Annotated in this window: 17 protein-coding genes and 1 pseudogene; 4 read left to right on the forward strand and 14 right to left on the reverse strand. The window is 64.1% G+C overall.

The window, feature by feature from the left end:
* Positions 1-129: 129 nt before the first annotated feature.
* The 4 genes from IVA80_RS06395 to IVA80_RS06410 all read right to left on the reverse strand — a co-directional run bounded on the left by IVA80_RS06395 (position 130) and on the right by IVA80_RS06410 (position 4175).
* Complete coding sequence (locus IVA80_RS06395) at positions 130-1776, reverse strand: GMC family oxidoreductase N-terminal domain-containing protein (RefSeq protein ID WP_247426829.1); 1647 nt, start codon at positions 1774-1776, stop codon at positions 130-132.
* A gap of 17 nt (positions 1777-1793) precedes the next feature.
* On the reverse strand, positions 1794-2387 hold the full coding sequence (locus IVA80_RS06400) for a GNAT family protein (RefSeq protein WP_247426832.1): 594 nt from the start codon (positions 2385-2387) through the stop codon (positions 1794-1796).
* A gap of 201 nt (positions 2388-2588) precedes the next feature.
* A complete protein-coding gene (locus IVA80_RS06405; protein ID WP_247426835.1) occupies positions 2589-3515 on the reverse strand; it encodes an SMP-30/gluconolactonase/LRE family protein in 927 nt (308 codons plus the stop codon).
* 309 nt (positions 3516-3824) lie between these two features.
* Positions 3825-4175 (reverse strand): hypothetical protein, encoded by a 351-nt coding sequence (locus IVA80_RS06410; RefSeq protein WP_247426838.1) that lies wholly within the window; start codon positions 4173-4175, stop codon positions 3825-3827.
* A gap of 184 nt (positions 4176-4359) precedes the next feature.
* Here IVA80_RS06410 and IVA80_RS06415 point away from each other — a divergent pair, with 184 nt between their 5' ends.
* Positions 4360-4584 carry a hypothetical protein gene (locus IVA80_RS06415; protein ID WP_247426841.1) on the forward strand — a complete coding sequence of 75 codons (225 nt, stop codon included), beginning with the start codon at positions 4360-4362 and terminating at the stop codon, positions 4582-4584.
* Between the two features lie 280 nt (positions 4585-4864).
* Here IVA80_RS06415 and IVA80_RS06420 read toward each other — a convergent pair whose 3' ends face one another.
* A complete protein-coding gene (locus IVA80_RS06420; protein WP_247426844.1) occupies positions 4865-5521 on the reverse strand; it encodes a glutathione S-transferase family protein in 657 nt (218 codons plus the stop codon).
* 170 nt (positions 5522-5691) lie between these two features.
* On the opposite strand from IVA80_RS06420, the gene phaZ reads away from it, so the two are divergent.
* Positions 5692-6915 (forward strand): polyhydroxyalkanoate depolymerase, encoded by a 1224-nt coding sequence (gene phaZ / locus IVA80_RS06425; protein ID WP_247426846.1) that lies wholly within the window; start codon positions 5692-5694, stop codon positions 6913-6915.
* Positions 6916-6968: 53 nt separating this feature from the next.
* Here the strand turns inward: phaZ and IVA80_RS06430 are convergent, their stop codons facing one another.
* The 9 genes from IVA80_RS06430 to IVA80_RS06470 form a co-directional block, all read right to left on the reverse strand.
* On the reverse strand, positions 6969-10298 hold the full coding sequence (locus IVA80_RS06430; RefSeq protein ID WP_247426850.1) for an adenylate/guanylate cyclase domain-containing protein: 3330 nt from the start codon (positions 10296-10298) through the stop codon (positions 6969-6971).
* Between the two features lie 175 nt (positions 10299-10473).
* Positions 10474-10632 (reverse strand): hypothetical protein, encoded by a 159-nt coding sequence (locus IVA80_RS06435; protein WP_247426853.1) that lies wholly within the window; start codon positions 10630-10632, stop codon positions 10474-10476.
* Complete coding sequence (locus tag IVA80_RS06440) at positions 10629-11144, reverse strand: hypothetical protein (RefSeq protein ID WP_247426856.1); 516 nt, start codon at positions 11142-11144, stop codon at positions 10629-10631. The genes IVA80_RS06435 and IVA80_RS06440 overlap by 4 nt, the downstream gene beginning before the upstream one ends.
* A 336-nt stretch (positions 11145-11480) precedes the next feature.
* A complete protein-coding gene (locus IVA80_RS06445; protein WP_247426859.1) occupies positions 11481-13349 on the reverse strand; it encodes an ABC transporter ATP-binding protein in 1869 nt (622 codons plus the stop codon).
* Positions 13350-13358: 9 nt separating this feature from the next.
* Positions 13359-14285 (reverse strand): glyoxylate/hydroxypyruvate reductase A, encoded by a 927-nt coding sequence (locus tag IVA80_RS06450; RefSeq protein WP_247426862.1) that lies wholly within the window; start codon positions 14283-14285, stop codon positions 13359-13361.
* A 13-nt stretch (positions 14286-14298) separates the two neighbouring features.
* Positions 14299-15627, reverse strand: a complete 1329-nt coding sequence (locus tag IVA80_RS06455; protein ID WP_247426865.1) for an FAD-binding oxidoreductase — start codon at positions 15625-15627, stop codon at positions 14299-14301.
* Positions 15628-15670: 43 nt separating this feature from the next.
* Complete coding sequence (locus IVA80_RS06460; protein WP_247426867.1) at positions 15671-16546, reverse strand: ABC transporter permease; 876 nt, start codon at positions 16544-16546, stop codon at positions 15671-15673.
* 3 nt (positions 16547-16549) lie between these two features.
* Entirely contained in the window at positions 16550-17500 is a 951-nt protein-coding gene (locus IVA80_RS06465) for an ABC transporter permease (RefSeq protein ID WP_247426870.1), read from the reverse strand.
* Positions 17501-17527: 27 nt separating this feature from the next.
* A complete protein-coding gene (locus tag IVA80_RS06470; protein ID WP_247426873.1) occupies positions 17528-19216 on the reverse strand; it encodes a peptide ABC transporter substrate-binding protein in 1689 nt (562 codons plus the stop codon).
* A gap of 218 nt (positions 19217-19434) precedes the next feature.
* Here IVA80_RS06470 and IVA80_RS06475 point away from each other — a divergent pair, with 218 nt between their 5' ends.
* Both IVA80_RS06475 and IVA80_RS06480 read left to right on the forward strand, forming a co-directional pair.
* Positions 19435-20067 (forward strand): cupin domain-containing protein, encoded by a 633-nt coding sequence (locus tag IVA80_RS06475; RefSeq protein ID WP_247426879.1) that lies wholly within the window; start codon positions 19435-19437, stop codon positions 20065-20067.
* A 121-nt stretch (positions 20068-20188) separates the two neighbouring features.
* A pseudogene (locus IVA80_RS06480) lies at positions 20189-22029 on the forward strand (ATP-binding protein).
* The last annotated feature ends 72 nt before the right edge of the window (positions 22030-22101 follow it).

A 22101-nucleotide genomic window follows, 5' to 3' on the forward strand; every position in this document is an offset into this window, starting at 1 on the left:
GCAGAAAGCTCGGCTGATCCCGGCTGACACCGGTCTTGAAGGTACGATTCGTCATGCCGAATCGTACCTTCCTTCGCTATAAGAATCTTGCCCAGTCTCGAAAGCGAAACCCATCCTACGAAGATGCCTTCACGCCACCGCGGCATCCGGCACGCGCGCGGATTCCATCGGCTGCTTGCCGCGGAGGAGATCCGACGCGCGGTCGGCGATCATCATGGTCGACGCATTCAAATTCGCCGAGATCATGCGCGGCATCACCGAGGCATCGATCACGCGGAGGCCTTGCAGGCCGTGGACGCGGAGCTGGTCGTCGACCACTGCCCACGTCGAATCCGCCGGGCCCATGCGGCAGGTGCAGCCGGGGTGGAAGGTGGTGGTGCCGCGTTCGGTGGCGGCGGCCAGGAACTCGTCGTCGGTGTTGATGTTCGGCCCCGGGAAATCCTCATAGGCGTAATAGGGCGACAGCGGCGCGGATTTCAAAAGTCTGCGCGCAAGCTTCATGCCGCCGACGATGACGCGGCGGTCGAGCTCGGCGTCGAGATAGTTGGTCTGGATGATCGGCGGTGCGAACGGATCTGAGGAGCGAATGCGGACATAGCCGCGGCTCTCGGGGCGCTGCTGCCAGGACGCCACGGTCATGCCGGGCTCGTCCTCGAGCTGGCCCTGCACGCCTTCCTTGTAACTTGCCGGCGTGAAGGTGAGTTGCAAGTCGGAGCTGTCGGCGCTCTCGCCGGAATGCCAGAAGCAATAGACCATGGTCGGCGAGAGCGAGAGCAGGCCGCGGCGCGCGGTCGCCCATTTCAGCGCCTCGACCCACAGCGAGAGGCCGCGGCGGAGCTCGTTGATGGTCTTGATGTCCTTGACCCGCGCCACGGTGCGCGGGGCGTAATGGTCCTGCAGGCCCTCGCCGACCGGCAGCGCGTGACGCACTTCGATGCCGTGCGCACCCAACAGCTCAGGCGAGCCGATGCCGGAGAGCTGCAAGAGCTGCGGCGAATTATAGGTGCCGCCGGAGAGGATCACTTCCTTGTTGGCGCGCACTTCCACCGGCGTGCCGCCACGGCCGCCCTTGATGTAGCGCACGCCCACGGCGCGCTTGCCCTCGAAGATGATCTCGGTCGCGTGCGCATGGGTGCGCACGTGCACGTTCGGCCGCTTCATCGCCGGCTTGAGGAACGCGGTGGCGCCGGAGACGCGCAAGCCCCTCTCGATGGTGCGCTGGCAGTAGGAGACGCCTTCCTGGGTCTTGCCGTTGTAGTCGGGGTTGCGGGGAATGCCGAGTGAGACCGCGCCTTCCATGAAGGCTTCGCAGAGCGGATCGCGCCACTCCATCGTCGTGACCGTGAGACTGCCGTCGCGGCCGCGATAAATTTCCTCGCCCTCGCCGACCCGCTTCTCCAGCCGCCGGAAGTAAGGCAGCACGTCGGCATAGCCCCAGCCGCGATTGCCCATCTGCGCCCAGGTGTCGAAATCCATGCGCTGGCCGCGGTTGTAGATGTGGCCGTTGATCGAGGAGGAGCCGCCCAGCGTCTTGCCGCGCGGCGCATAGATGCTGCGCCCACCGGTCCAGGGCCCGACCTCCTGCTGGTAGGCCCAGTTGATGCTCTTCATGTGGAAGGTCTTGATGAAGCCGGCCGGCAGATGGATGTAGGGATGCCAATCGCTCGGTCCGGCCTCGAGCACGCAGACACTGGTCGAGGGATCTTCGCTGAGCCTGCTGGTAAGCACGCAACCGGCGGAGCCCGCGCCGATGATCACATAATCAAATCTATCCATATTGCCTCGGCCGCCGCTCATCGCGGCTTGTCGTTGAGTTGATAATTCAAATGCGTCCGCACCGTCGGCCATTCGGCCGCAATGATGCTGTAGACCACGGTGTCGCGCAGCGTGCCGTCCGGCGCGACCTGGTGGCTGCGCAGAATGCCGTCCTGCTTGGCGCCGAGGCGCTCGATGGCGCGGCGGCTCTGGTGATTGAAGAAATGCGTACGGAATTCGACCGCGATGCAGTTCAGCGTCTCGAAGGCGTGCGTGAGCAGCAGCAGCTTGCACTGCGTGTTGAGCGGCCCGCGCTGCGCGCTCTTGCCATACCAGGTCGAGCCGATCTCGACGCGGCGATTGGCGGCATCGATGTTCATGTAGGTCGTCATGCCGACGATCTTGCCGCCGCTGTCGAACACGGTGAAGGGCAGCATCGAGCCCGCGGCCTGAAGGCCGAGGCGGCGGTCGATCTCCTTGGTCATGTTCTCGGGCGTCGGGATCGCGGTGTACCAGATCGTGGAGAGCTCGCCGTCCTTCACGGCCTCCACCAGCCCCTCGCGGTGCTGCTGCGACAGCGGCTCGAGACGGGCGTGCTGTCCACGCAGGGTGATGGGATCAGGCCAGGGCATTGATGTCTCTCCTTGCGTCATTGCGAGCGAAGCGAAGCAATCCAGGCTGCCAGACCCTTATCCTGAGGAGCGCGCCTCTTGCGCGCGTCTCGAAGGATGAAGGCCCGCTCTCGGCCTCGCCCTTCGAGACGCGCGAAGGGCGCGCTCCTCAGGGTGAGGGTCTAGTGGATTGCTTCGCTTCGCTCGCAATGACGGCTTGGCTCACTTGTTCAAAAAGTTCAACGGCAATCCGCCGCGCGGCCAGTCCATGGCGATCAGCTCGCCCTTGCCGGACAGCGTAATGTAGGCGGTCTTCAACCCCTCGCCTCCGAAGGCGATGTTGGTGGTGACGCGGTCGCCGGTCGGGACCTGCTCGACCAGGGTACCGTCGGGCGCGATCACCGAGATGCAGCCGGAGACGAGGGTGGCGACGCAGACGTTGCCATTCGCTTCCACCGCGAGCGAGTCGAACATCTGGTAGCCGCCGAGGCCGCAGATCGGTTTTCCCCGCTCGCCGCGATAGATTACGTCGCGCGGCTTCAGCGTGCCGGGCGCGGAGAGCTCGTAAGCCCAGAGCCGTCCGGTCGGCGTCTCCGCGATATAGACGGTGTTCTCGTCCGGCGAGAGACCGATGCCGTTCGCCGGCAGCACGCCGTGCACAATCTCGACGATCTCGGTCATGCCGGGCTTAAGATAGTACATGCCGCCGACGTCCATCTCGCGCGCGCGGCGTTTGCCGAGATCGGAGAACCACAGGCCGCCCTGCTTGTCGAAGACGAGATCGTTCGGCCCGCGCAGATCGTGCTCGCCGCATTTGGTCACGACGGTCTCGACCTTGCCGGATTGCAGATCGACGCGCTGGATCGAGCCGCCGAGATAATCATCCGGCTGCGGGCCCGGCATGATCATGTTGCGGGTCGGAATCCAGGAGAAGCCGCCGTTGTTGCAGATGTAGATCTTGCCGTCGGGGCCGAGCGCTGCGCCGTTCGGGCCGCCCGGAATCTTCGCGACGATCTCCTTGCGGCCGTCGGGATAAACGCGGGTCAGGCGCTGGCCGCGGATTTCCACCAGCACCACCGAGCCGTCCGGCATCACGACCGGCCCTTCCGGAAATTCGAGGTCGGTGGCGAGAACGCGGACGTTGGACATGTGGGGACCCTCCCGGCTGCTTGTTATGACTTGCACGCGATGTCCGGCACGGGCCCCACACGCAAGATTACCTGCGGTTATGGCAAAGTCACCGGGGCTTGCCAAGCAATCGCGATGGTATGCCAGCCTTGCGCGCTACTGCTTCACGGGCGTTGCGGCCACGCGAAATCGCAGGGTGGGTTAGCCGATCACATCACAGGTCGCGCAACGCGCGCAGGTAAAAGGCGTAACCCACCATGCCGCGGGCGAGAGAAGTGGTGGGTTACGCCGAGCGGATTGCGCTTCGCGCAGCCGCGGGGCTAACCCACCCTACTTTTCCTTCGCCGGCGGCGCGTCCTGCTTCTTCTTCACATCCTCCGCGATCTTCGCCTGCGCGGCCTGGAGATCACCGAGCGTCTTCTGCAAGCCAGCGATCGTCGTCTTCAACGCATCGATCTGACGGTTGGCGGCATCCAGCTTCTGCTGATGATCGAGGTTGAGCTTGGTGATCGTCTTCTGGAGAAAATCGACGTTGCTCTGGAGGCAGCTGGTGCGCCGCTCCATGGTTTTCTCGACGGTGCAGATCTCGAGGCCCGGCACGTCTTGCGCGCGGACCGGCGCGATCGCCAGCGTGGCGAGCGGCAACATCACGAAACAAACGCCGGCGCTTCGAAGCAGCATGCAGGTTCCTCGTCCAATCGATCACGGCAATGTGCGCTGTTTGCGCGCGGCCTGTCGAGGCTACCACACTGGTACCGTATTCTCGCGTTGAGCTTGGGTTTGTTCCCTCGGACGGGGAGCGATGATCTGCACGCGAAGGAAGTGGGCGCTCCTTCCGCGGCTTTGTTTAGGGGAGATTTTTGGAATGGCAACGCGCGACAGACGACTGGCGGAATTCGACGGCGCCGGAGAACCGCCACCTGGCCTCGCAGTCGAAGTGCTGTGCGAGGACCACAGCGGAACATATCAACTGCCGTTCGCCTGCCGCTATGTCGAGGGACGCTGGCAGAATCACGCAGCCGGGGTCGCGGTGGAAGCAACCGTGATCGGCTGGCGCGTGCCGCGCGCCAAGCATAGCGGAGCGGCCTGACGGGCCGCGCTGTCTCAAAATGCAACGGGGCCGCGCTCCGGCTTAACCTTCGGAACGCGGCCCGAACGAATCACGTCCGAATCAGCCGCAAGGCTATGTTCCCGCCTGTTCACGGCTAGATGTCGCAACGAGCCCGCGCTCGTATACAATATCTGCGCAGCGCGTGAGCAGGCCCGAGCCGGCCACCGACGCCAAAAGTTAACGGCTTCAATGACATGGCTGCCCGGTGCGGCGGCTTTAAGAGCCCGCTCCCAAAACAGGCAGGGCGGCGCCAGCCTGCCTAATATTCCACCTCGAGCTCCTCGATCTCGGCCGGCTCATCCCTGGCCGCCGCGATCCATTCCTTCATCTCGGGCATGGCCATGATGGTGTCGGCATAGGCCTTCAGGAGCGGCTCGAGCTTGACGTCATAGGTCACGAAGCGCGTCACCACGGGGGCGTACATCGCGTCCGCCATGGTGCGCCTCTCGCCGAACAGGAAGGGACCGCCGGACTTCTCCAGGCAGTCGCGCCAGATGTGCCAGACTCTGTCGATGTCGCCCTGCGCGCGCGACCAGATCTTGAAGCCGGGGAAGTGCCCCTTCAGATTGACCGGCAGCGAAGCCCGCAGCGTCGTGAATCCGGAATGGATTTCGCCGCAGATCGAGCGGCAATGCGCCCGCTGGACGCGATCATCAGGCAACAGACCGGCGTGCGGCATCACCTCGTTGAGATATTCGGCGATCGCCAGCGTGTCCCAGACGGTCGCGCCCTCGTGGCGCAGGCACGGCACCAGGATTGACGACGACAGCAGCAGGATCTCCGCGCGCGCCGACGCGTCGTCCGGCGCGGTGACGATCTCCTCGACATCGAGCCCGGAAAATTTCGTCAGCAGCCAGCCACGCAGCGACCAGGACGAGTAGTTCTTGCTGCTGATGGTCAGTGTCGCCTTCGCCATATGGCCCTTCCTCTTACGCCTGATGCTGGCACTCCGCCCGGCCCGCGGCGTGCCCATGATCTGTGCTTCCCGCGAAATGAGCAGCAAGCGATGTGCCAGTTTTGAGGGCGGCCTGACTCCCGTTTGGCTTCGATATTGCATAGCAGCACGGGACAGGTGGGCATTTCAGTATGATGTCGATGTATTATCAGGCCTTTCAGAACCATATGGACTTGACGGCGCCGTGGCGGTCGGGCGCTTCGTCCGCGCTCAAATTCCTCAATCTGGTGCCGCAGGGCCTGTCGGATCAGGTCGTCGGCCGGCTCTCGGCCGCGCTGGAGCTGATCTCGCGCTCCACCCTCACCTATCACCGTCCCGCCTATGGCATCGACAGCGTCATGGTCGGCAATCGCGAAGTCGCGGTCACCGAGGAGATCGCCTACGCGACGCCGTTCGGCTCGCTGCTGCACTTCAGGAAACCGGACGTTCCCCAGCAGCCGCGCATGCTGCTGGTAGCGCCGATGTCTGGCCATTTCGCCACGCTGCTGCGCGGCACTGTGAAGACGCTGCTCCAGGATCATGACGTCTACATCACCGATTGGCACAACCCGCGCGACATTCCCCGCAGCGAAGGCCGCTTCGGGCTCGACGACTACACCGATCACCTCATCGATTTCCTCGGCCAGCTCGGCCCGCGCCCGCACATGGTCGCGATCTGCCAGCCATCGGTCTCTGCGCTCGCGGCCGCCGCGGTCATGTGCGAGGATAACCACCCGTCGCGGCCTGCCACGCTGACGCTGATGGCCGGCCCGATCGACACGCGCATCCAGCCGACCCGGGTCAACGAGTTCGCCAAGAGCAAGCCGATCGAATGGTTCGAGCAGAACCTGATCAATTACGTGCCGGTGCAATGCCGCGGCGCGCTGCGGAAAGTCTATCCGGGCTTCGTGCAGCTCACCGCGTTCGTCTCGATGAACCTCGAGCGCCACATCAAGCAGCATGTGGATCTCGCCAACCATATCGCCAAGGGCGAGAAGGAGAAGGCGGCCAGCATCAAGACCTTCTACGACGAATACTTTGCCGTGATGGACCTGCCGGCCGAGTTCTATATCGAGACCGTGCGCGATGTATTCCAGGAGCACCTCCTGCCGCAAAGCAAGTTGATGCATCGAGGCCGTCCCGTGAACACCAAGGCCGTCAGCCGCATGGGACTGATGACGGTCGAAGGCGAGAAGGACGACATCTGCTCGATCGGCCAGACGCTCGCGGCGCAAGACCTCTGCACCGGCGTGCGCGCCTATCGCCGCGTTCACCACATGCAGGCCGGCGTCGGCCATTACGGCGTGTTCTCGGGCAAGCGCTGGAATAACGAGATCTATCCGCTCCTGCGGGATTTCGTGCACGTGAATTCGTAACCGTCATTCCCCGGCCCGCACCCCAAACGGCCAGCTAGAGAAGCGGCACGTGGCTACCGCTCTTTCTTGAGCAGCTCCTTCGCTTCTCCAAATTCGGGAAGATTTCGCTCTGCATCGAATTCAGCGAGGACGGGAGCGAGCACCTCGGATACCGCGCCCGCTCGGCCATTTTTCTTGTGCAGGCGTGCAAGTCCAAGAGCGCTGCGCAGCTCGAAAGACTTCGCCTGTTGGTGCCGTGCGATTCCCAGCGCTCGGTTGAAGGCATTTTCGGCTCCGGAATCGTCTGGAGGGGCATGACGCAACAAAAGCTCCCCCTGGACGCGATGCAGCTCGGCATCAAGCCAATGCTGGCCGGATTGCCCGGTCCACGCGATCAAGTCGCTCAAGATTTCCAGCCCGGATTCGAGTTGGCCCGCCTCTGCATCCGCCATGGCGACATGCATCCCCCAAAACGGTTCACAGAGATAGCAGTCATTCTCATGCAGCAAGGTCCAGCCGCGACGCATTTCCATCGGTCCGGCCATTCGGTCGCCGGCACGCCACTTGGCCAGGCCATTCAGGTAGGTCCCGGCGGCCACATACAGCGGCATCGTATGGTCGCGAGCGAGACCGAGCGCCAGGATGGTCTCTGTTTGCTGCAACATGCCCCCGCATAGTCCGTCGAACACAGCTCGATGAACAAGCGCGTTGGCCTGGGAAAGCGCCCGTTTTTCTCCTGAAGCACTCACCGCTTCGGCGGCGAGCCCGCGCGCGCGAGCGATCCTGCCAAGCGGCCAGAGCACCAGGGCAAGAAACCTCATGATCACGAACGGGAGATCCAGCGCCGAGGCCCTGAACGTCGCGGGATCCGGCTCGGCACCATAGATCGCTAGTGCCTGCTCAAGATGCGTTCTCGCGTTCAAGTAGTCGCCCCCGAACCAGCAGGTGACGCCGCCCGTCCAATGCGCAACGACGGCGGCCACCGGCGAGTCCGGTCGTCGGTCAGCGGCGCTCATGATGGCATCCGCCAGCTCCCGCATCGGAGCGAGTTCGCCGTGTGTCAGGCAGGCGTTGAAGAGGCCCGAATGGACCGGCGCAAGTTCAACTGGATCATTGATGTCGGCTGCGAACTGACGAGCGCGCGTCCATGCGGCTACCGTTTCGGGAGCGTTGTGCCCGAGGCTGCCCCGTAGTGCGCGGCCATATGCGATTTGAAGATGGAGCCTACTCATCATCCCGCGGGGCTCATCAGGCAACTCATCGGCGGTGGCAATCGCCTTGCCGAGATGTGCGATCGCCTCGGAATAGGCCGAGCGCTTCAGCGCCTGCTGTCCCGCCTTGCGCCACCATTCGTGGGCGACCTCGCTCAGCCCCGCCTCGGTGAAGTGGTGTGCCAGAACTTCCGGCTCAGTCTCGGCGATGACTGGGAACTTTTCGCGCAGGACATCGCCGATGCGCGTGTGAAGCAGATGCCGTTTGCTCTTGAGCAGGCTCTCGTAGGCCGCTTCCTGAACGAGAGCGTGCTTGAAACTATAGTTTGCTTCGGGCGGAGCCCCGCGACGCACCAGCAGTTCGGCCTCTTCGAGTTGCCCTAGCGCAGCGCTCAGCGTCAGATCATCGCGTCCCGCCACATATCTCAGCAGCGTGTATGAGAAGTCGCGGCCGATGGCGGCGCCTATCTGCGCTACCTCCTTGACTGGAGCCAGCCGGTCGAGCCGTGCCATCAGCGAATCTTGCAGCGTCGCGGGAATAGCGAGCGGCGGGAGCGGACTTTCGAGGCGATAGCGCCCGGCATCCTCGACGAGCAGTCCGGACTCCAGCACCATCTTGGTCAATTCCTCAACGAATAGCGGGATGCCATCCGTCTTGTCGATGATCTGCTTCATCATCTCGCGGGGCAGCTGGCGACCAACGGCCACCTGCTCGACCAGCGCGCGCGTGTCCTGCCGATCGAGCCGGTCGAGCCGCACCAGACTGACGTTGGCAAGGCCCGACCAGGGGGGCTCGAACTCTGGCCGGGACGTCATGAGCACGAGTATCGGCAGTCCCCTGATCCGGTCGACCCCGAGATCGAACAGTTCACGTGTCGTGGCGTCGGCCCAATGCATATCCTCGCAGACAATCAGCAGAGGTTGCTCTCGCGCCAACCCCTCAAGCTGATCGAGAAGGGTGGCAAATGTCTGTCGCCGCTGCTGCGCCGGGCTCAAACCAAGCGGCGGACAACGGTCGCCGGTTGGAATCGAAAGGAGAGCCGCAATAAGCGGTGTCGCTCGGGCGACCTGCTGTGTTCCAAGCGCCAGCATTGCTTCAAGCTTGTCGAGCTTTTGCCCGGACGTGTCGTGCGGGCGGATGCCGGCGGCGCGCTCGAACTGCGCGACAAAGGGATGAAGCGCACTGTTGGTGTGGTAGGGCGAACACTGATATCGCACCCGGCGGTGCGTCCCCAACGCGGGGCTTTCGGACAGCGTTGCAACAATGCGCGACTTGCCGATGCCCGCTTCGCCAGAAATCAACACCATCTGGCCCTGCCCCTGCCATGCCAGCCGCTGGCGCGAGAGCGTGAATTCGATCTCCTCCTTGCGGCCGACAAAGCCGATCGAGCGCGCTGCGCGGACCGCCTCGAAGCGACTCTCCGATGCGGCCGCCCCCTCGACCGCCCAGACCGCAATGGGTTCGGATATCCCCTTGACCTCGCGGCGGCCGAGATTGCGAAAAGTGAAGAGATCGCCAAGCAGCCGGCGCGTCGACGAGGCAACGACGACCGCCCCCGGTTCCGCCAGGCTCTGGAGCCGAGCAGCAAGGTTTGGTGTATCGCCGACCGTTGCGTGCTCCTCTGACGCATCTCCGCTGATGAGGTCGCCGACCACCACAAGCCCGGTCGCGATTGCGATCCGCAGTTCAACCCGTTCGTCGGCGCCTGTTCTGAGCTGCCTAATCGCAGAGATGGTGTCGAGGCCCGCTCGCACCGCGCGCTCCGCATCATCCTCATGGGCACGGGGATAGCCGAAATAGACGAGTATTCCGTCGCCGACGAACCTGACTATCCTGCCGTCATAAGCAGCGATGACGTTCGCGCAGGCGGCACGATAGGCCCGGATCACTTCCCACATATCCTCGGGATCGAGACGCGCCGAGAGCGCAGTGGAGCCGACCAGATCGCAAAACATAACGGTAAGGTGACGCCGCTCGGCGTCGTGAGGAGGAGCCGGCGATGCGATCAACGCGGCTGGATCGAGGTCGGCAATGGCACGCAGCATTTTACGGCGATGGCCGAGCAGGACTCCGAGCTTCTCGAAGTCCTCGTCCATCAGTTCGGGAAGGACGCCCATGTCGATCCCATTTTGGGAAAAACGCTCTGCGTATTGCCCAAGCCCCAGCTTCTCGAGCCACTCTGCAATCTGCATTGGCTCCACCGATTGCGTGGTTGGCGGTTAGCAGAATTTTGGACCACGGCGCGCGGGGACAATATCCCAACACCACCATGATGGCACGCCTTGTTTGTTGCGCGATAATTTAGGTTGCTCAGTACCGATACCGCCTTCCAGGCAGGGACATTGCTCGATGCGAACGGCTGCGCTACTAAAAATCGTCAGCACGCAGCGTTTGGCCACAGAGGTTGCGATGAGTCCTCAGCCGCCAGCTTCTCACTTTCAGACCTGAAGCCGAAACCAACACTGCGGCTTGTGCCCACGCCATGACGCCAAGCAGACGTTTTTCCGTGAGCACAGCTTTCTTCATTCCTTGTCCACGGGCGCTTCGTAGTTGCGAGCCATCGTGCCCGCCGCAACTTGAAGCGAAGAACCAACCACCCAACAGCCGGCAACAAAGCCTATCAGGCCATTGGGCAAGGTTTGATCAAGGACAAGGATGCTGACGGACAGAGTTGCTGCAATCGCGGCGCCGAACGTTCCGGCCGCACTCATGATCTCAGCCGCCTCGAAACCGTTCCATTCTTCCGTGATGCTCGAAGTCGACCTCCGAGCGGCAGTGCGGGACAAATCAATTCCGACATAACAGCTAAGAGCTCCGTACAGCATCATTAGCAGCACGATCCAGCCGCTTTCAACCAGTCCGCCTCTCTGACGCAATAAGGTCGCACCCACATAGAGGCCGCAAGACGCCCCAACGGCTGCGAGCCCAATTCTCTCAAGAACATGGGCCGATTTGATCAAACTGGAACGAGCGATCCGAAGATTGCCGGTTTGCTTCGTTACGGACAATGCGCTGGAAACTGCATTGCTTATCTTCATTGGTGAACTCCTTCTCAGGTAAGTAGCGACCTACCGGCGGACCGGAATAGAGACTGCGTGCTGGACGCGTTTCGCTATGCCCTTGATTCCAATTTCTGAAGGATCTGTTCTGAGTGATGGCGCTGGCTTGCTCGTGAGCAAGGCGAGGGCCAATCCAAAGCTGCGAGCTCGCGGCTTCGCAGGCATTGCATCTCACCCGTGTCTGTCGGTTAGCTCCGGGTGCGGCAATTTCTTATGTGAGTGGTAGCTCGAAAAGAGAGTGATGGAATATGAGATCGTTCACATACCGCAGTTCCTTGTCGCTCCATCCGGTCACAATTTCCGGAAGACAACGCCTCAGGCCGACCATTCCTCGCCCCAGACCTGGATGACGTGACCAGGTGACACTTCGCGATATTGCCGGACCGGCGGCTGATAATCCGGCGCGCGCACCGGGCTTCTGATCTCGTCATTCGAGGCCGCGCGCCGCGTGCCGCGACGCGATGGATCGGGCACCGGCACGGCGGCCATCAGCTTCTTCGTATAGGGGTGCTGCGGATTGCCGAACACGGCCGCGCGCGGACCGGTCTCGACGATCTCGCCGAGATACATCACCGCGACGCGATGGCTCATGCGCTCGACCACCGCGATGTCGTGGGAAATGAACAGATAGGCAAGACCCATGCTGGCCTGGAGGTCGAGCATCAAATTGACGACCTGCGCCTTGACCGAGACGTCGAGCGCGGAGACCGCTTCGTCCGCGACGATCAGTTTCGGCCCGAGCGCGAGCGCGCGTGCGATGCAGATGCGCTGACGCTGGCCGCCGGAGAATTCATGCGGAAAGCGCGCGGCCATGTCGGCGGTCAGGCCGACGCGCACCAGGAGATCGGCGACCTTGTCGCGCGCCTGCGACGCCGTGGCGAGCCCGTTGGCGAGCAGCGGCGCGGCGATCGCCGTCCCCACCGACATGCGCGGGTTAAGGCTCGCGAACGGATCCTGAAACACGATCTGCATCCGCTTGCGGAAGTCGCGCAAGGTGCGGCCGTTCATGGCAAGCACATCCTGGCCGTCGATCAGGACCGTGCCGCTGTCCGGCTCCGTCAGCTTGAGGATGGAGCGACCCGTGGTCGACTTGCCGCAACCGGATTCGCCGACCAGCGCCAGCGTCTCGCCGGCGCGCAAGGTGAAGGAGATGTTCTCGACCGCGTGGACCCGGCCCGAGACTTTTCCGAACAATCCCGACCGGATCGGAAAGCGCGTGGTGAGGTTGGAGACTTCGAGCAGCGGCCGCTCGGCAATCGAGACCGTGTCAGGCGTTTCCGCCGGCTCGTCCGAGGTCCCCGTCATCTTGTCGACGATCGGAAAACGCATCGGCCGCACGCGTCCATCCATCGAGCCGAGGCGCGGCACGGCCGCGAGCAGCGCGCTTGTGTAGGGATGCGAGGGTGCTGCGAAGATGCGCGAGGTATTGTCGGTCTCCACGGCCTGGCCGCCATACATCACCACGGTGCGGTCCGCGATCTCGGCGACCACGCCCATGTCGTGGGTGATGAAGAGGATCGACATCCCCTCTTCCTGCTGAAGTTCCTTCAGCAGCTCCAGGATCTGGGCCTGGATGGTGACGTCGAGTGCCGTCGTCGGCTCGTCGGCGATCAACAGCTTCGGCTTGCAGGCGAGCGCCATCGCGATCATCACGCGCTGGCGCATGCCGCCGGAGAAACGATGCGGATGCTCGTGGAAGCGCGATTTCGCCGCGGGGATGCGGACACGATCGAGCAGACGGATGGTCTCGGCCTCCGCCGCCGCGCGCGACAGGCCGCGATGCTGGATCAGCGCCTCGGCGATCTGGAAGCCGATGGTGAGCACCGGATTGAGGCTCGTCATCGGCTCCTGGAAGATCATGGCGACGTCGTTGCCGCGGATATCCTTCATGCTCGCTTCAGGCAGCGTCAGCAGCTCGCGGCCGGCGAGCGTAACGCGCCCCTCGATGCGGCCGTTCTCCTTCGGGATGAGCCGCATGATCGACAGCGCGGTGACGCTCTTGCCCGAGCCGGATTCACCGACGATCGCCACGGTCTCTTTTGCTACGACGTCGAACGACACGTCGCGGACGACCGGAATCCATTGCCGCTCGCCCAGGAAGGCCGTGGTGAGGCCGGCGACGGACAGCACGGGCGCTTGCGCTTCGGCAACGACTTGGTCAGATCTGCTTGCACCGATGCTCATGCGAGTGTCCTAGTAACCGCGTTCACGATCGACACGCCCCGGCAACTCTTCGCCGCGGCGGTGACGCGCAATAATGTCGAGCACGTGGTCGACGGCCGTGTCAGGCGTCGTCATGCTGGCATTGTGCGGCGTCAGCAGGATGCGCGGGTGGCTCCAGAAGGGATGGCTGGCAGGCAGCGGTTCGGGTTCAGTGACGTCGAGCACCGCCCCCGACAGCGCACCGCTGTCGAGCGCCGCGAGAAAATCGGCTTCGACGAGATGCGGGCCACGCCCGACATTGACGAGGGACGCACCGCGCGGCAGGCGTGCGAACAGATCGGCATTGAGGATGCCGCGAGTCTCATCGGTCAGCGGCAGCAGGCAGACGAGGATATCAGCCTGCGCAAGGAAATCTGGCAAGGTATCCGCACCGGCATAGCAGGTGACGCCCTCGATCTCGCGCGGCGAACGATTCCACCCCGAGAGCGGAAAACCGAACGCCTTGAGGCGTTCGAGCACGGCCTGGCCGAGCTGGCCAAGCCCCATCACGCCGACACGCCGTCGCTTCGCCGGCGTGATCCGGATCTCGCGCCAGACCTGTTCTTTCTGCTGGCTGATGAAGTGCAGGAGATCGCGATGCAGCGCGAGTACAGCCATGGTGACGTATTCCACCATGGTCTCGGCAATGCCGGGCTCCAGCATGCGGACGAGCGGAATATGCGCCGGAAGCTTTGTGGCGTCGAACTGGTCGACGCCCGCGCCGACCGAGAAGACCAGTTCGAGGTTGGGGAAGGTCGTCCCGATATCGTCGGGCGGCACCCACGCCACCAGATAGCGCACCTCTGCGGGATCGCCGATGTCTGGCCAGAGCCGGAACGGCACATCGGGCGCGCGCTCCGCGAAGAAGCGCGCCCATTCCGCGCCGCGAACCATGTTGGCCTTGTAGAGAACCGTCATGCCGCCACAGCCCTCAGAACGGGCTGACCGGCGCGAGCCGGCGGCCGTCGATCAGGCGCTTGTGGCTGTAGGCCGCGGGATCGACCAGCGGCGTCGCGCCGGTCACGATGTCGGCGGCGAGCTTGCCGGCCGCAGGACCGATGCCAAAGCCGTGCCCGGAGAAGCCGGTCGCGAGGAAGAAGCCGGGCAAGGCATCGACCGGCGAGATCACGGGAATGGTGTCCGGCGTGCAGTCGATCGTGCCGCCCCAGGCTTCCGCGATCTCGATGTCCTTCAGTTCGGGGTTCGATTTGATCAGAGAGGCGAGCGCCGCGTTGACCAGCGACATGTCAGGCGCGGGATCGCGTACGCGCTCGGTCTCGAACGGCGACGGCTTGTCAAGGCTCCAACTGGTGCCGCGCATGAGCTGGTCGAAGAACGACTTGCCGAATGACATCTTCAGACCATTGCGGCGATGCAGGTAAGTCGGCCAGAAGGTGCGCGCGTAGCGGAACAGATCGGGCGACAGTTCCACCGTACCACGATTGCGCAGCGCCAGCGTGAAACCGCCGTCGAGACGGCGGCGGATGCAGTAGAAGTCGGTGCCGAGCGCGCCGGACGTGATTTCCGATCCCGGCGTGGTCCGGCATGCGGTGGCGTTGACGAGGCCGATCGGCAGCTCGATGCCATGGCGGCGGCAGAACAGCGACGACCACGCGCCGCCCGACAGCAGCACGGACTGGGTGCGAATGGTGCCCTTCTCGGTGACGACGGCGCTGACGCGCCCGCCCTGCGTTTCCAGCCCGCGCGCAGCGCAGCCCTGATGGATGGTGACGCCGTGCTTGCGCGCGGCGGTAGCGAGCGCCGGCACGGCCATCGACGGCTCGGCCCGCCCGTCGCTCGGCGTATGCAGGCCCCCGACCCATTTGTCGGAATTGCCGGGCAGGCGCTCGGCGACTTCCGCTGGCGTCAGGACAGTCGAGTGGACCTGCATCTCGCGCGCCATCGCGGCCCAGCGCTCCCAGCTGGCAAGCTCGTCCTTGCTTTTGGTCAGGAACAGCACGCCGGTGCGGCGGAAGCCGGCATCGACGCCGGCGTCGCTCTGCATGTCGTCCCACAGCCGCAGCGCTTCGCGGGCGAGCGGAATTTCTTCACGCGCGCGGCCCTGCTGTCGGCACCAGCCCCAATTGCGGCTCGACTGTTCACCGCCGACATGGCCCTTCTCGACCAGCGCGACCGAATGGCCCTTCTTCGCCAGATGATAGGCCGCGGAGACACCGATGACACCGCCGCCGATGACGACGACGTCCACCTGCGCCGGCAGGCGCTCGTCGCTGTTTATACGGCTGAGCGGCGGGGACATGGGACACTCCTGGTATTCAGTTCGATCGAAGCGAGGCGGCTCGTCATGGGATGTTCATTCGCGGATCGAGCGCATCGCGCAAGCCGTCGCCGAGGAAGTTGAAGCTCGTCACCGCAAGCGTGATAGCGAGGCCCGGCGCAATCGCCAGCCATGGCGCACTGGTGAGATAGATCTGGGCGTTGTTGAGCATGTTGCCCCAGCTCGCCGCCGGCGGCTGGATGCCGTAGCCGAGATAGCTGACATAGGATTCAAGCAGGATCGCCTTGGCGACGTTCAGCGTCGCCGCCACCACGATCGGCGCCATCGCATTGGGCACGAGTTCGCGGAACATGATCCGCAGGTTCGACGAGCCGAAGGCGAGAGCTGCCACTGCAAATTCACGCTCCCGCAGCGAGCGGACCTGGGCTTCGACGACGCGGGCGACGGCCATCCAGGCGGTGGCCGCAATCAGCACGGTGGTGGTGACGAGGCCCGGCTCGGTGAGTGCCGCGAGCGCGAGGAGGAGGAAGATGGTCGGAAAGCACAGCACGGCATCGACGAGCCGCATCAGGACTGCGCCGACCACGCCGCCATAGAAGCCGGCGAAGGCGCCAACGGCGATGCCGACCGCCATCGCGATTACCATCGCGACGATGCCGATCGAGAGCGACACGCGTCCGCCCATCATCAGCCGTGCCAGCACGTCGCGACCGAGCTCGTCCGTGCCGAGGATGTGCGCGCCCGACAATGGCGGCGCGAACCGCTTCATGATGTCGATATAGGTGTCGTCGAACGGCAGCAGATAAGGACCGAATGCCGAACCGAGGACGAGGACCAGAATGATCACGGCGCCTGCAAGCGCGAGCCGGTGGCGGCGGAATCGCCGCCACGCGGCCTGGCCTGGGGCGAGCTGAACGGTGGACAGGGTTGCAGTGGTCATCGCCTAACCCACCCGGATACGGGGATCGACGACGGCATAGAGGATGTCGGCGAGCAGTGAGCCGATCAGCACCATGGTCGCCGAAAACATCAGGATGCCCATCACGACGGGATAGTCGCGGTAGCCGATGGAATCGAGGAACAGCCGGCCCATGCCCGGCCAGGTGAACACGGTCTCGGCGACCAGCGCGCCGCCGAGCAGCGTCGGAAACTGAAGGCCGGCCACCGTGATCATCGGCAGCAGCGCGTTCCGCAAGGCATGAACGGTAAGGACGCGCCATTCCGGCATGCCCTTGGCGCGCGCGGTGCGGATGTAGTCCTGGTTGATCACCTCGAGCATGGAGGAGCGCATGAAGCGGCCCCACATCGCGGTCTCGACCAGCGCCAGCACCAGCGCCGGCGCCATGAGATGATGGAGCAGGTCGAGCAGCGAGCCGTCGCCGATGGTCTCGCGATTGCCGGCCGGCAGCCAGCCGAGCTTCACCGAGAAGACGTAGATGGTGACGAGGCCGAACCAGAAGGTCGGGATCGACAGCGCGACCATGGCGCCGACGGTTGCGAGCGTGTCGAACAGCGAATAGCGGCGCAGCGCGCCCAGCACGCCGATCCAGCAGCCGAGCAGGACCGCGATGATGGTCGCCGTCGCCATCAGCTCCAGCGTGGCGCCGAGATGGGAGGAGATCACCGACAGCACCGCCTCGCCGTCGCGATAGGACTTGCCCCAGTCGCCTTTGAGCATGCGGCCGAACCAGTCAAGATACTGGATCGGCAGCGGACGATCGAGGCCGAGCTGCTTCGTGACGCGGTCGAGATCCTCCTGCGTCATCTGCGCGGAGGCCGCGAATTGCGAGAGCGGGCCGCCGGGCGCCAGATGCAAGATGGCGAAGCCGATCGCGGAAACGATCACCAGCAACATGATCGCCTGCGCCAGGCGATTGGCGACGTAACGGGCCATCTCAGGCGATCCAGCGCGCCGGATGCATCAGGCCCAGTACCATTCGCGGATGTTCCAGCAATTGATGGAGGTGTTGATGTTGGGACGGAAGCCTTGCAGGCCTTCCTTGACGCCCTCGGCGATGAAGCCCTGGAACAGCGGCAGAATCGCGAGATCGTTGCGAATCAGCTTCTGCAGATCGCCGTAGGTCGTCTTGCGCTGGGCGAGGTCGAACTGCTTGGCGCCTTCGGCGAGCAGACGATCGGCCTCCGGGCTGTTGTATTGATAAGTGTTGTAGCCGCGGCCGCCCTTGGCGGGGATCGCACCGGAGCCGAAGCGCGGCGTTACGTCGGGGTCGCTGCCCAGCATGAAGTTCACGGACACCAGCACCGAGTTGAATTTCGACTGCTGCCAGAAATCGCCCCAGATCACCGCGGCCGGCATGTTGTTGACACGCATCGCAGCACCAATCGCGCGCCAGTCCTGGATCAGCAGCTGTTGGGTCTGCTCGCGCACGGCATTGCCCGACGTCGTCGAGTTGGTGAATTCGAGCTTGACGCCGCCCTTCTCGCGGATGCCGCCGGAGCCGCGCGTCCACCCGGCCGCGTCGAGCAGCGCGTTGGCCTTGGCGGGATCGTATTTGTGCTGCGGCAGGTCCTGCTGGAACGACCACGCCTGTTGCGGCACAAAGCTCTCGGTCTGCGTCGGCAGGCCGTAGTTCAGCGCGTCGATGATCGCCTGCTTGTTGATGGCGAGGTAAAGCGCCTCGCGCACCGCGCGGTCGGCGAGCGCACCAAACTCCAGATTGGGCGCGATGTGCTCGACCGAGGACGTCGGCGAGACGAAGATCTTGCGCCCCTTCAGCGTCTTCGCCTCCTGCACGAAGTTCGGCAAGATGCCTTGCAGGCCGGTGTAATCGACCTGGCCGGTGCGGAACTGGGTGTAGAGGACGGTGAGGTCCGGAATGTATTTGAAGACCACGCGTTCGACGTAAGGGCCTTTGCCGTGGTAGCCAGCATGGGCCTTCAACTGGATGTGGTCGCCGGGCACGCGCTCGCCCCAGCGGAACGGGCCGGTGCCGACCGGCGCATTGTGGAACGGCGAGGCGTTTGGATCCGACAGCTTCTCCAGGATGTGCTTTGGCACGATGAAGGTGAGCGACAGGATCGACATGTAGGGCGAATAGGGAGATTCCATCCGCCAATGGATTTCGTCCAGCGCGACGACCTTGATGTCCTTGACCAGGTTGTGGCCGACGCGATTACGGACCCGGAAATCGGGGTTGTTGATCAACTCGAGCGAGAACTTGACGTCCTCGGCCGTGAACGGCGTGCCGTCGTGCCATTTCACGTCGCTGCGCAGCTTGATCTTCCAGGTCAGGCCGTCGGCCGACAGGCCGCCATTCTCGACCGTCGGGACTTCGCGCGCGAGGTCGGGAACGAACTTGCCGTCGGGTTCGATGAACCAGAGCGGCGAGAACACCTGCCACCAGATGCCCTGATCGACCTCGATGCCCGGCATCAGGGGATGGAAGACGGTCGGCTCCTGCGACAGCGCCGCAATCACCTGCCCGCGCGGCTTGTCCGGCGGACTGCCTGGGCGTTCGGTCTGGGCAAAGGCGTTGCCTGAAAGGCTCCACCCCGCCGCCGCGCCCGCACCGAACTGAAAGAACTGACGGCGATTCGGAATGCCGAGTTGCAGTGCCCCAACGCCGAACCTGCCGGTGTCGTCTGCCATGACCACTCTCCGTTGTCGCACGCGGCACCGTCTCCCGCGCCCCGAAACCCCGGCAAGGGACAGGAGTGAGCTTTAGTGCTTCTAAACTTTTCGATCAAAAGTTCATCATGACTAAATACGGCTGTCAATCACATTGCTAGGATGCGCGACCTTTTCACACTGACTAAAGCCTCGGGCCCAATGTGGTCCGGCGGCGAGATGATGCATGGGAGAGCGGCATGGATGGTCGCGGCAATACCAACGGTCCGAAGGACGCCCCGGCAATCGAGGCCGACGATGCGGTCGACCAGCGCCTCGGCGAGACCGTACGGCTGCTCCGCCAGCGCGCCGGCCTCTCGATCCAGGATGTCGCCACCAGGACCGGCCTCTCCAACGGCATGATCAGCCAGCTCGAACGCGCGCGCGCCATGCCGTCGATCCGCACGCTGCGCCTGCTCAGCATCGCGCTCGACGTGCCCATCTCCTACTTCTTCGAGACCACCGATCCCGCCGATTTGCAGCGCTACATCGTGCGCAAGAACAGCCGGCGGCTGCTGCGGCTCACCGCCAGCGGCGTCGTCAAGGAAGCGCTGACGCCGGCAGACAAAGGCCAGCTCGAACTCTACGAGCTCACGCTCAATCCCGGCGCCTCGTCCGGCACCGACTTTTTGCAGCACACCGGCGAGAAGGCCGGCTACATCCTGTCCGGCAGCCTGCGGCTGTGGCTCGACAACCAGGCTCACCTGCTCGAGGCCGGTGACAGTTTTCGTTTTCCGAGCATCGTGCCGCACATGTTCGACAACCCAACCCAGCAGGCAGCGCGTGTGATCTGGGTCACGACGCTGCGGCAGACCGATTCGCCGGCAGGTTGAAACGCACGCCGCCGGAGATTGCCCCTCGACGGCGGCGCACGGAGTCTGTAGCTCACGTTCGAGCGGGACTCATTGACAGGTGGGCGCGAGGGTCCGCGACTGACGTCGTTGGTGTGAGACCATGAAATTCAGGGGGCTTCTGACACTCGCGATGGCCGCGCAGGTCGTCGTGACCGCCGCGGCCCTGCTCGCCTCCTATGCCGTGACCGGAACCGGGTTCGGCCTTGCCTAGATCGTCGCCTTGCTGGCAAGCGGCGCCGTTGCGGTCCTGCTCGCGCGTCTGTGCACGCGCGCGGTCGAAACGGCGCAGGAAAAACACGCCGCCGCGCAACTGGCCGAGCAGGCACAGGCCAGCGCACAGATGACCCAGGCCGTCATCAAGACCGCGCTCGATGCCTTCATTCAGACCGATGCAAACGGTATCGTCCTGGAGTGGAGTGTTCAGGCCAAGGCCCTGACCGGATGGACGCGCAAGGAGGCGCTCGGCACCGACGTCGTCAACCTCCTCATCGCTGAGCCGCTCCGCGACGGTTTTCGGCAACGCATGGTGCGGCTCTTGCCGGAACTGTCGGATACGCCGATCGGCATCCGCTTCGAGGCGACCCTGCTGCACCGGGGGGCGACGAGATCCTGATCGAGGCGTCGAGCACAGCGCTTCAGATTGGAGGGCGGACCATCATCAACAATTTCGTCAAGGACGTCACCCAGAAGCGTGCGGCCGAGGAGCAGTTGATCCAGGCCCAGAAGATGGAGGCGATCGGCCAGCTCACCGGCGGCATCGCGCACGAATTCAACAACATGCTCACTGTGATCACGGGCACGATCGAGATCCTTGCCGACGCCGTGAAGGACAACCCGCCGCTTGCGATCGTCACCAAGCTGATCAGCGACGCCGCCGATCGCGGCGCCGGGCTGACATCGAGCCTGCTGTCCTTTGCCCGCAAGCAGACGCTCCTGCCGGCGGAGATCGACGTCAACGAGCTCATTGAGGAGCTGGCAAAACTGCTGCTCGCGACCTTCGACAAGACGATCGAGATCGTGACGAGGCTCGACCGCAACGTCTGGCTGGCTTTCGCCGACCGCGGTCAGCTGAGTTCGGCCCTGCTCAACCTCGCGATCAACGCCCGCGACGCGATGTCCGATGGCGGCAAGCTCACGCTGACGACACGCAACGTGGTGTTCGGCGTGCGCGAGGCGGTGGCGGTCGGCGCCGGCTATGCCGGCGACTATGTCGAGATCGAGATCGCCGACACCGGCATGGGCATCCCGCAAGCCATCCTCGAACGCATCTTCGATCCCTTCTTCTCGACCAAGGAGGTCGGCAAGGGCACCGGGCTCGGGCTCAGCATGGTGTTCGGCTTCGTGAAGCAGTCCGGCGGCGGCATCAAGGTCGCCTCCGATGAAGGCCGCGGCGCGGTTTTCACGATCTACCTGCCGAAGGCCGAGACCAGCACGCTTCGCCCGATCGGGTACGACGAACGCAAGGTCGTGGGCGGGGTGGAAACCATCCTTTGCGTCGAGGACGATCGCGACGTCCGCCAGTATGTCACGGTCCAGCTCGAAAGCCTCGGCTACAAGGTCATCCCCGCCGCCAATGCGACCGAAGCGCTCGCCATCGCGGCCGAAGGTACGCCGTTCGATCTGCTCCTCACCGACATCGTGATGGCCGGCGGCATCAACGGACGCGAGCTCGCCAAACAGATGGTGACCGCGCGACCCTCGCTGCGGGTGCTGTTCACGTCGGGTTATGCTTATGATTCGCTGCATGTGCAGGGACGCGCCACCATGGGCGCGCCGTTTCTGACAAAGCCGTACCGAAAAGCCGAGCTCGCGCGCATGCTGCGCCGCTCCCTCGACACTGCCGTTGACGCTGCGGGCGATCCGATCCCGACGCCCTATTCGGTGCAGGCCGAGGTCGAAGGTTTTTTGCGCAGGCAGCGGTCCGATCGCGACGGGCGTTAACGCGCGTCTTGCGCATGGACAGCGCAAGGCAGCTGCGCAACACTACGCCTCAGTCAAAATTCCATTGGAGGC

Origin of the sequence: Bradyrhizobium sp. 139 (genome assembly GCF_023074175.1) — a bacterium.
Taxonomy (GTDB): domain Bacteria; phylum Pseudomonadota; class Alphaproteobacteria; order Rhizobiales; family Xanthobacteraceae; genus Bradyrhizobium.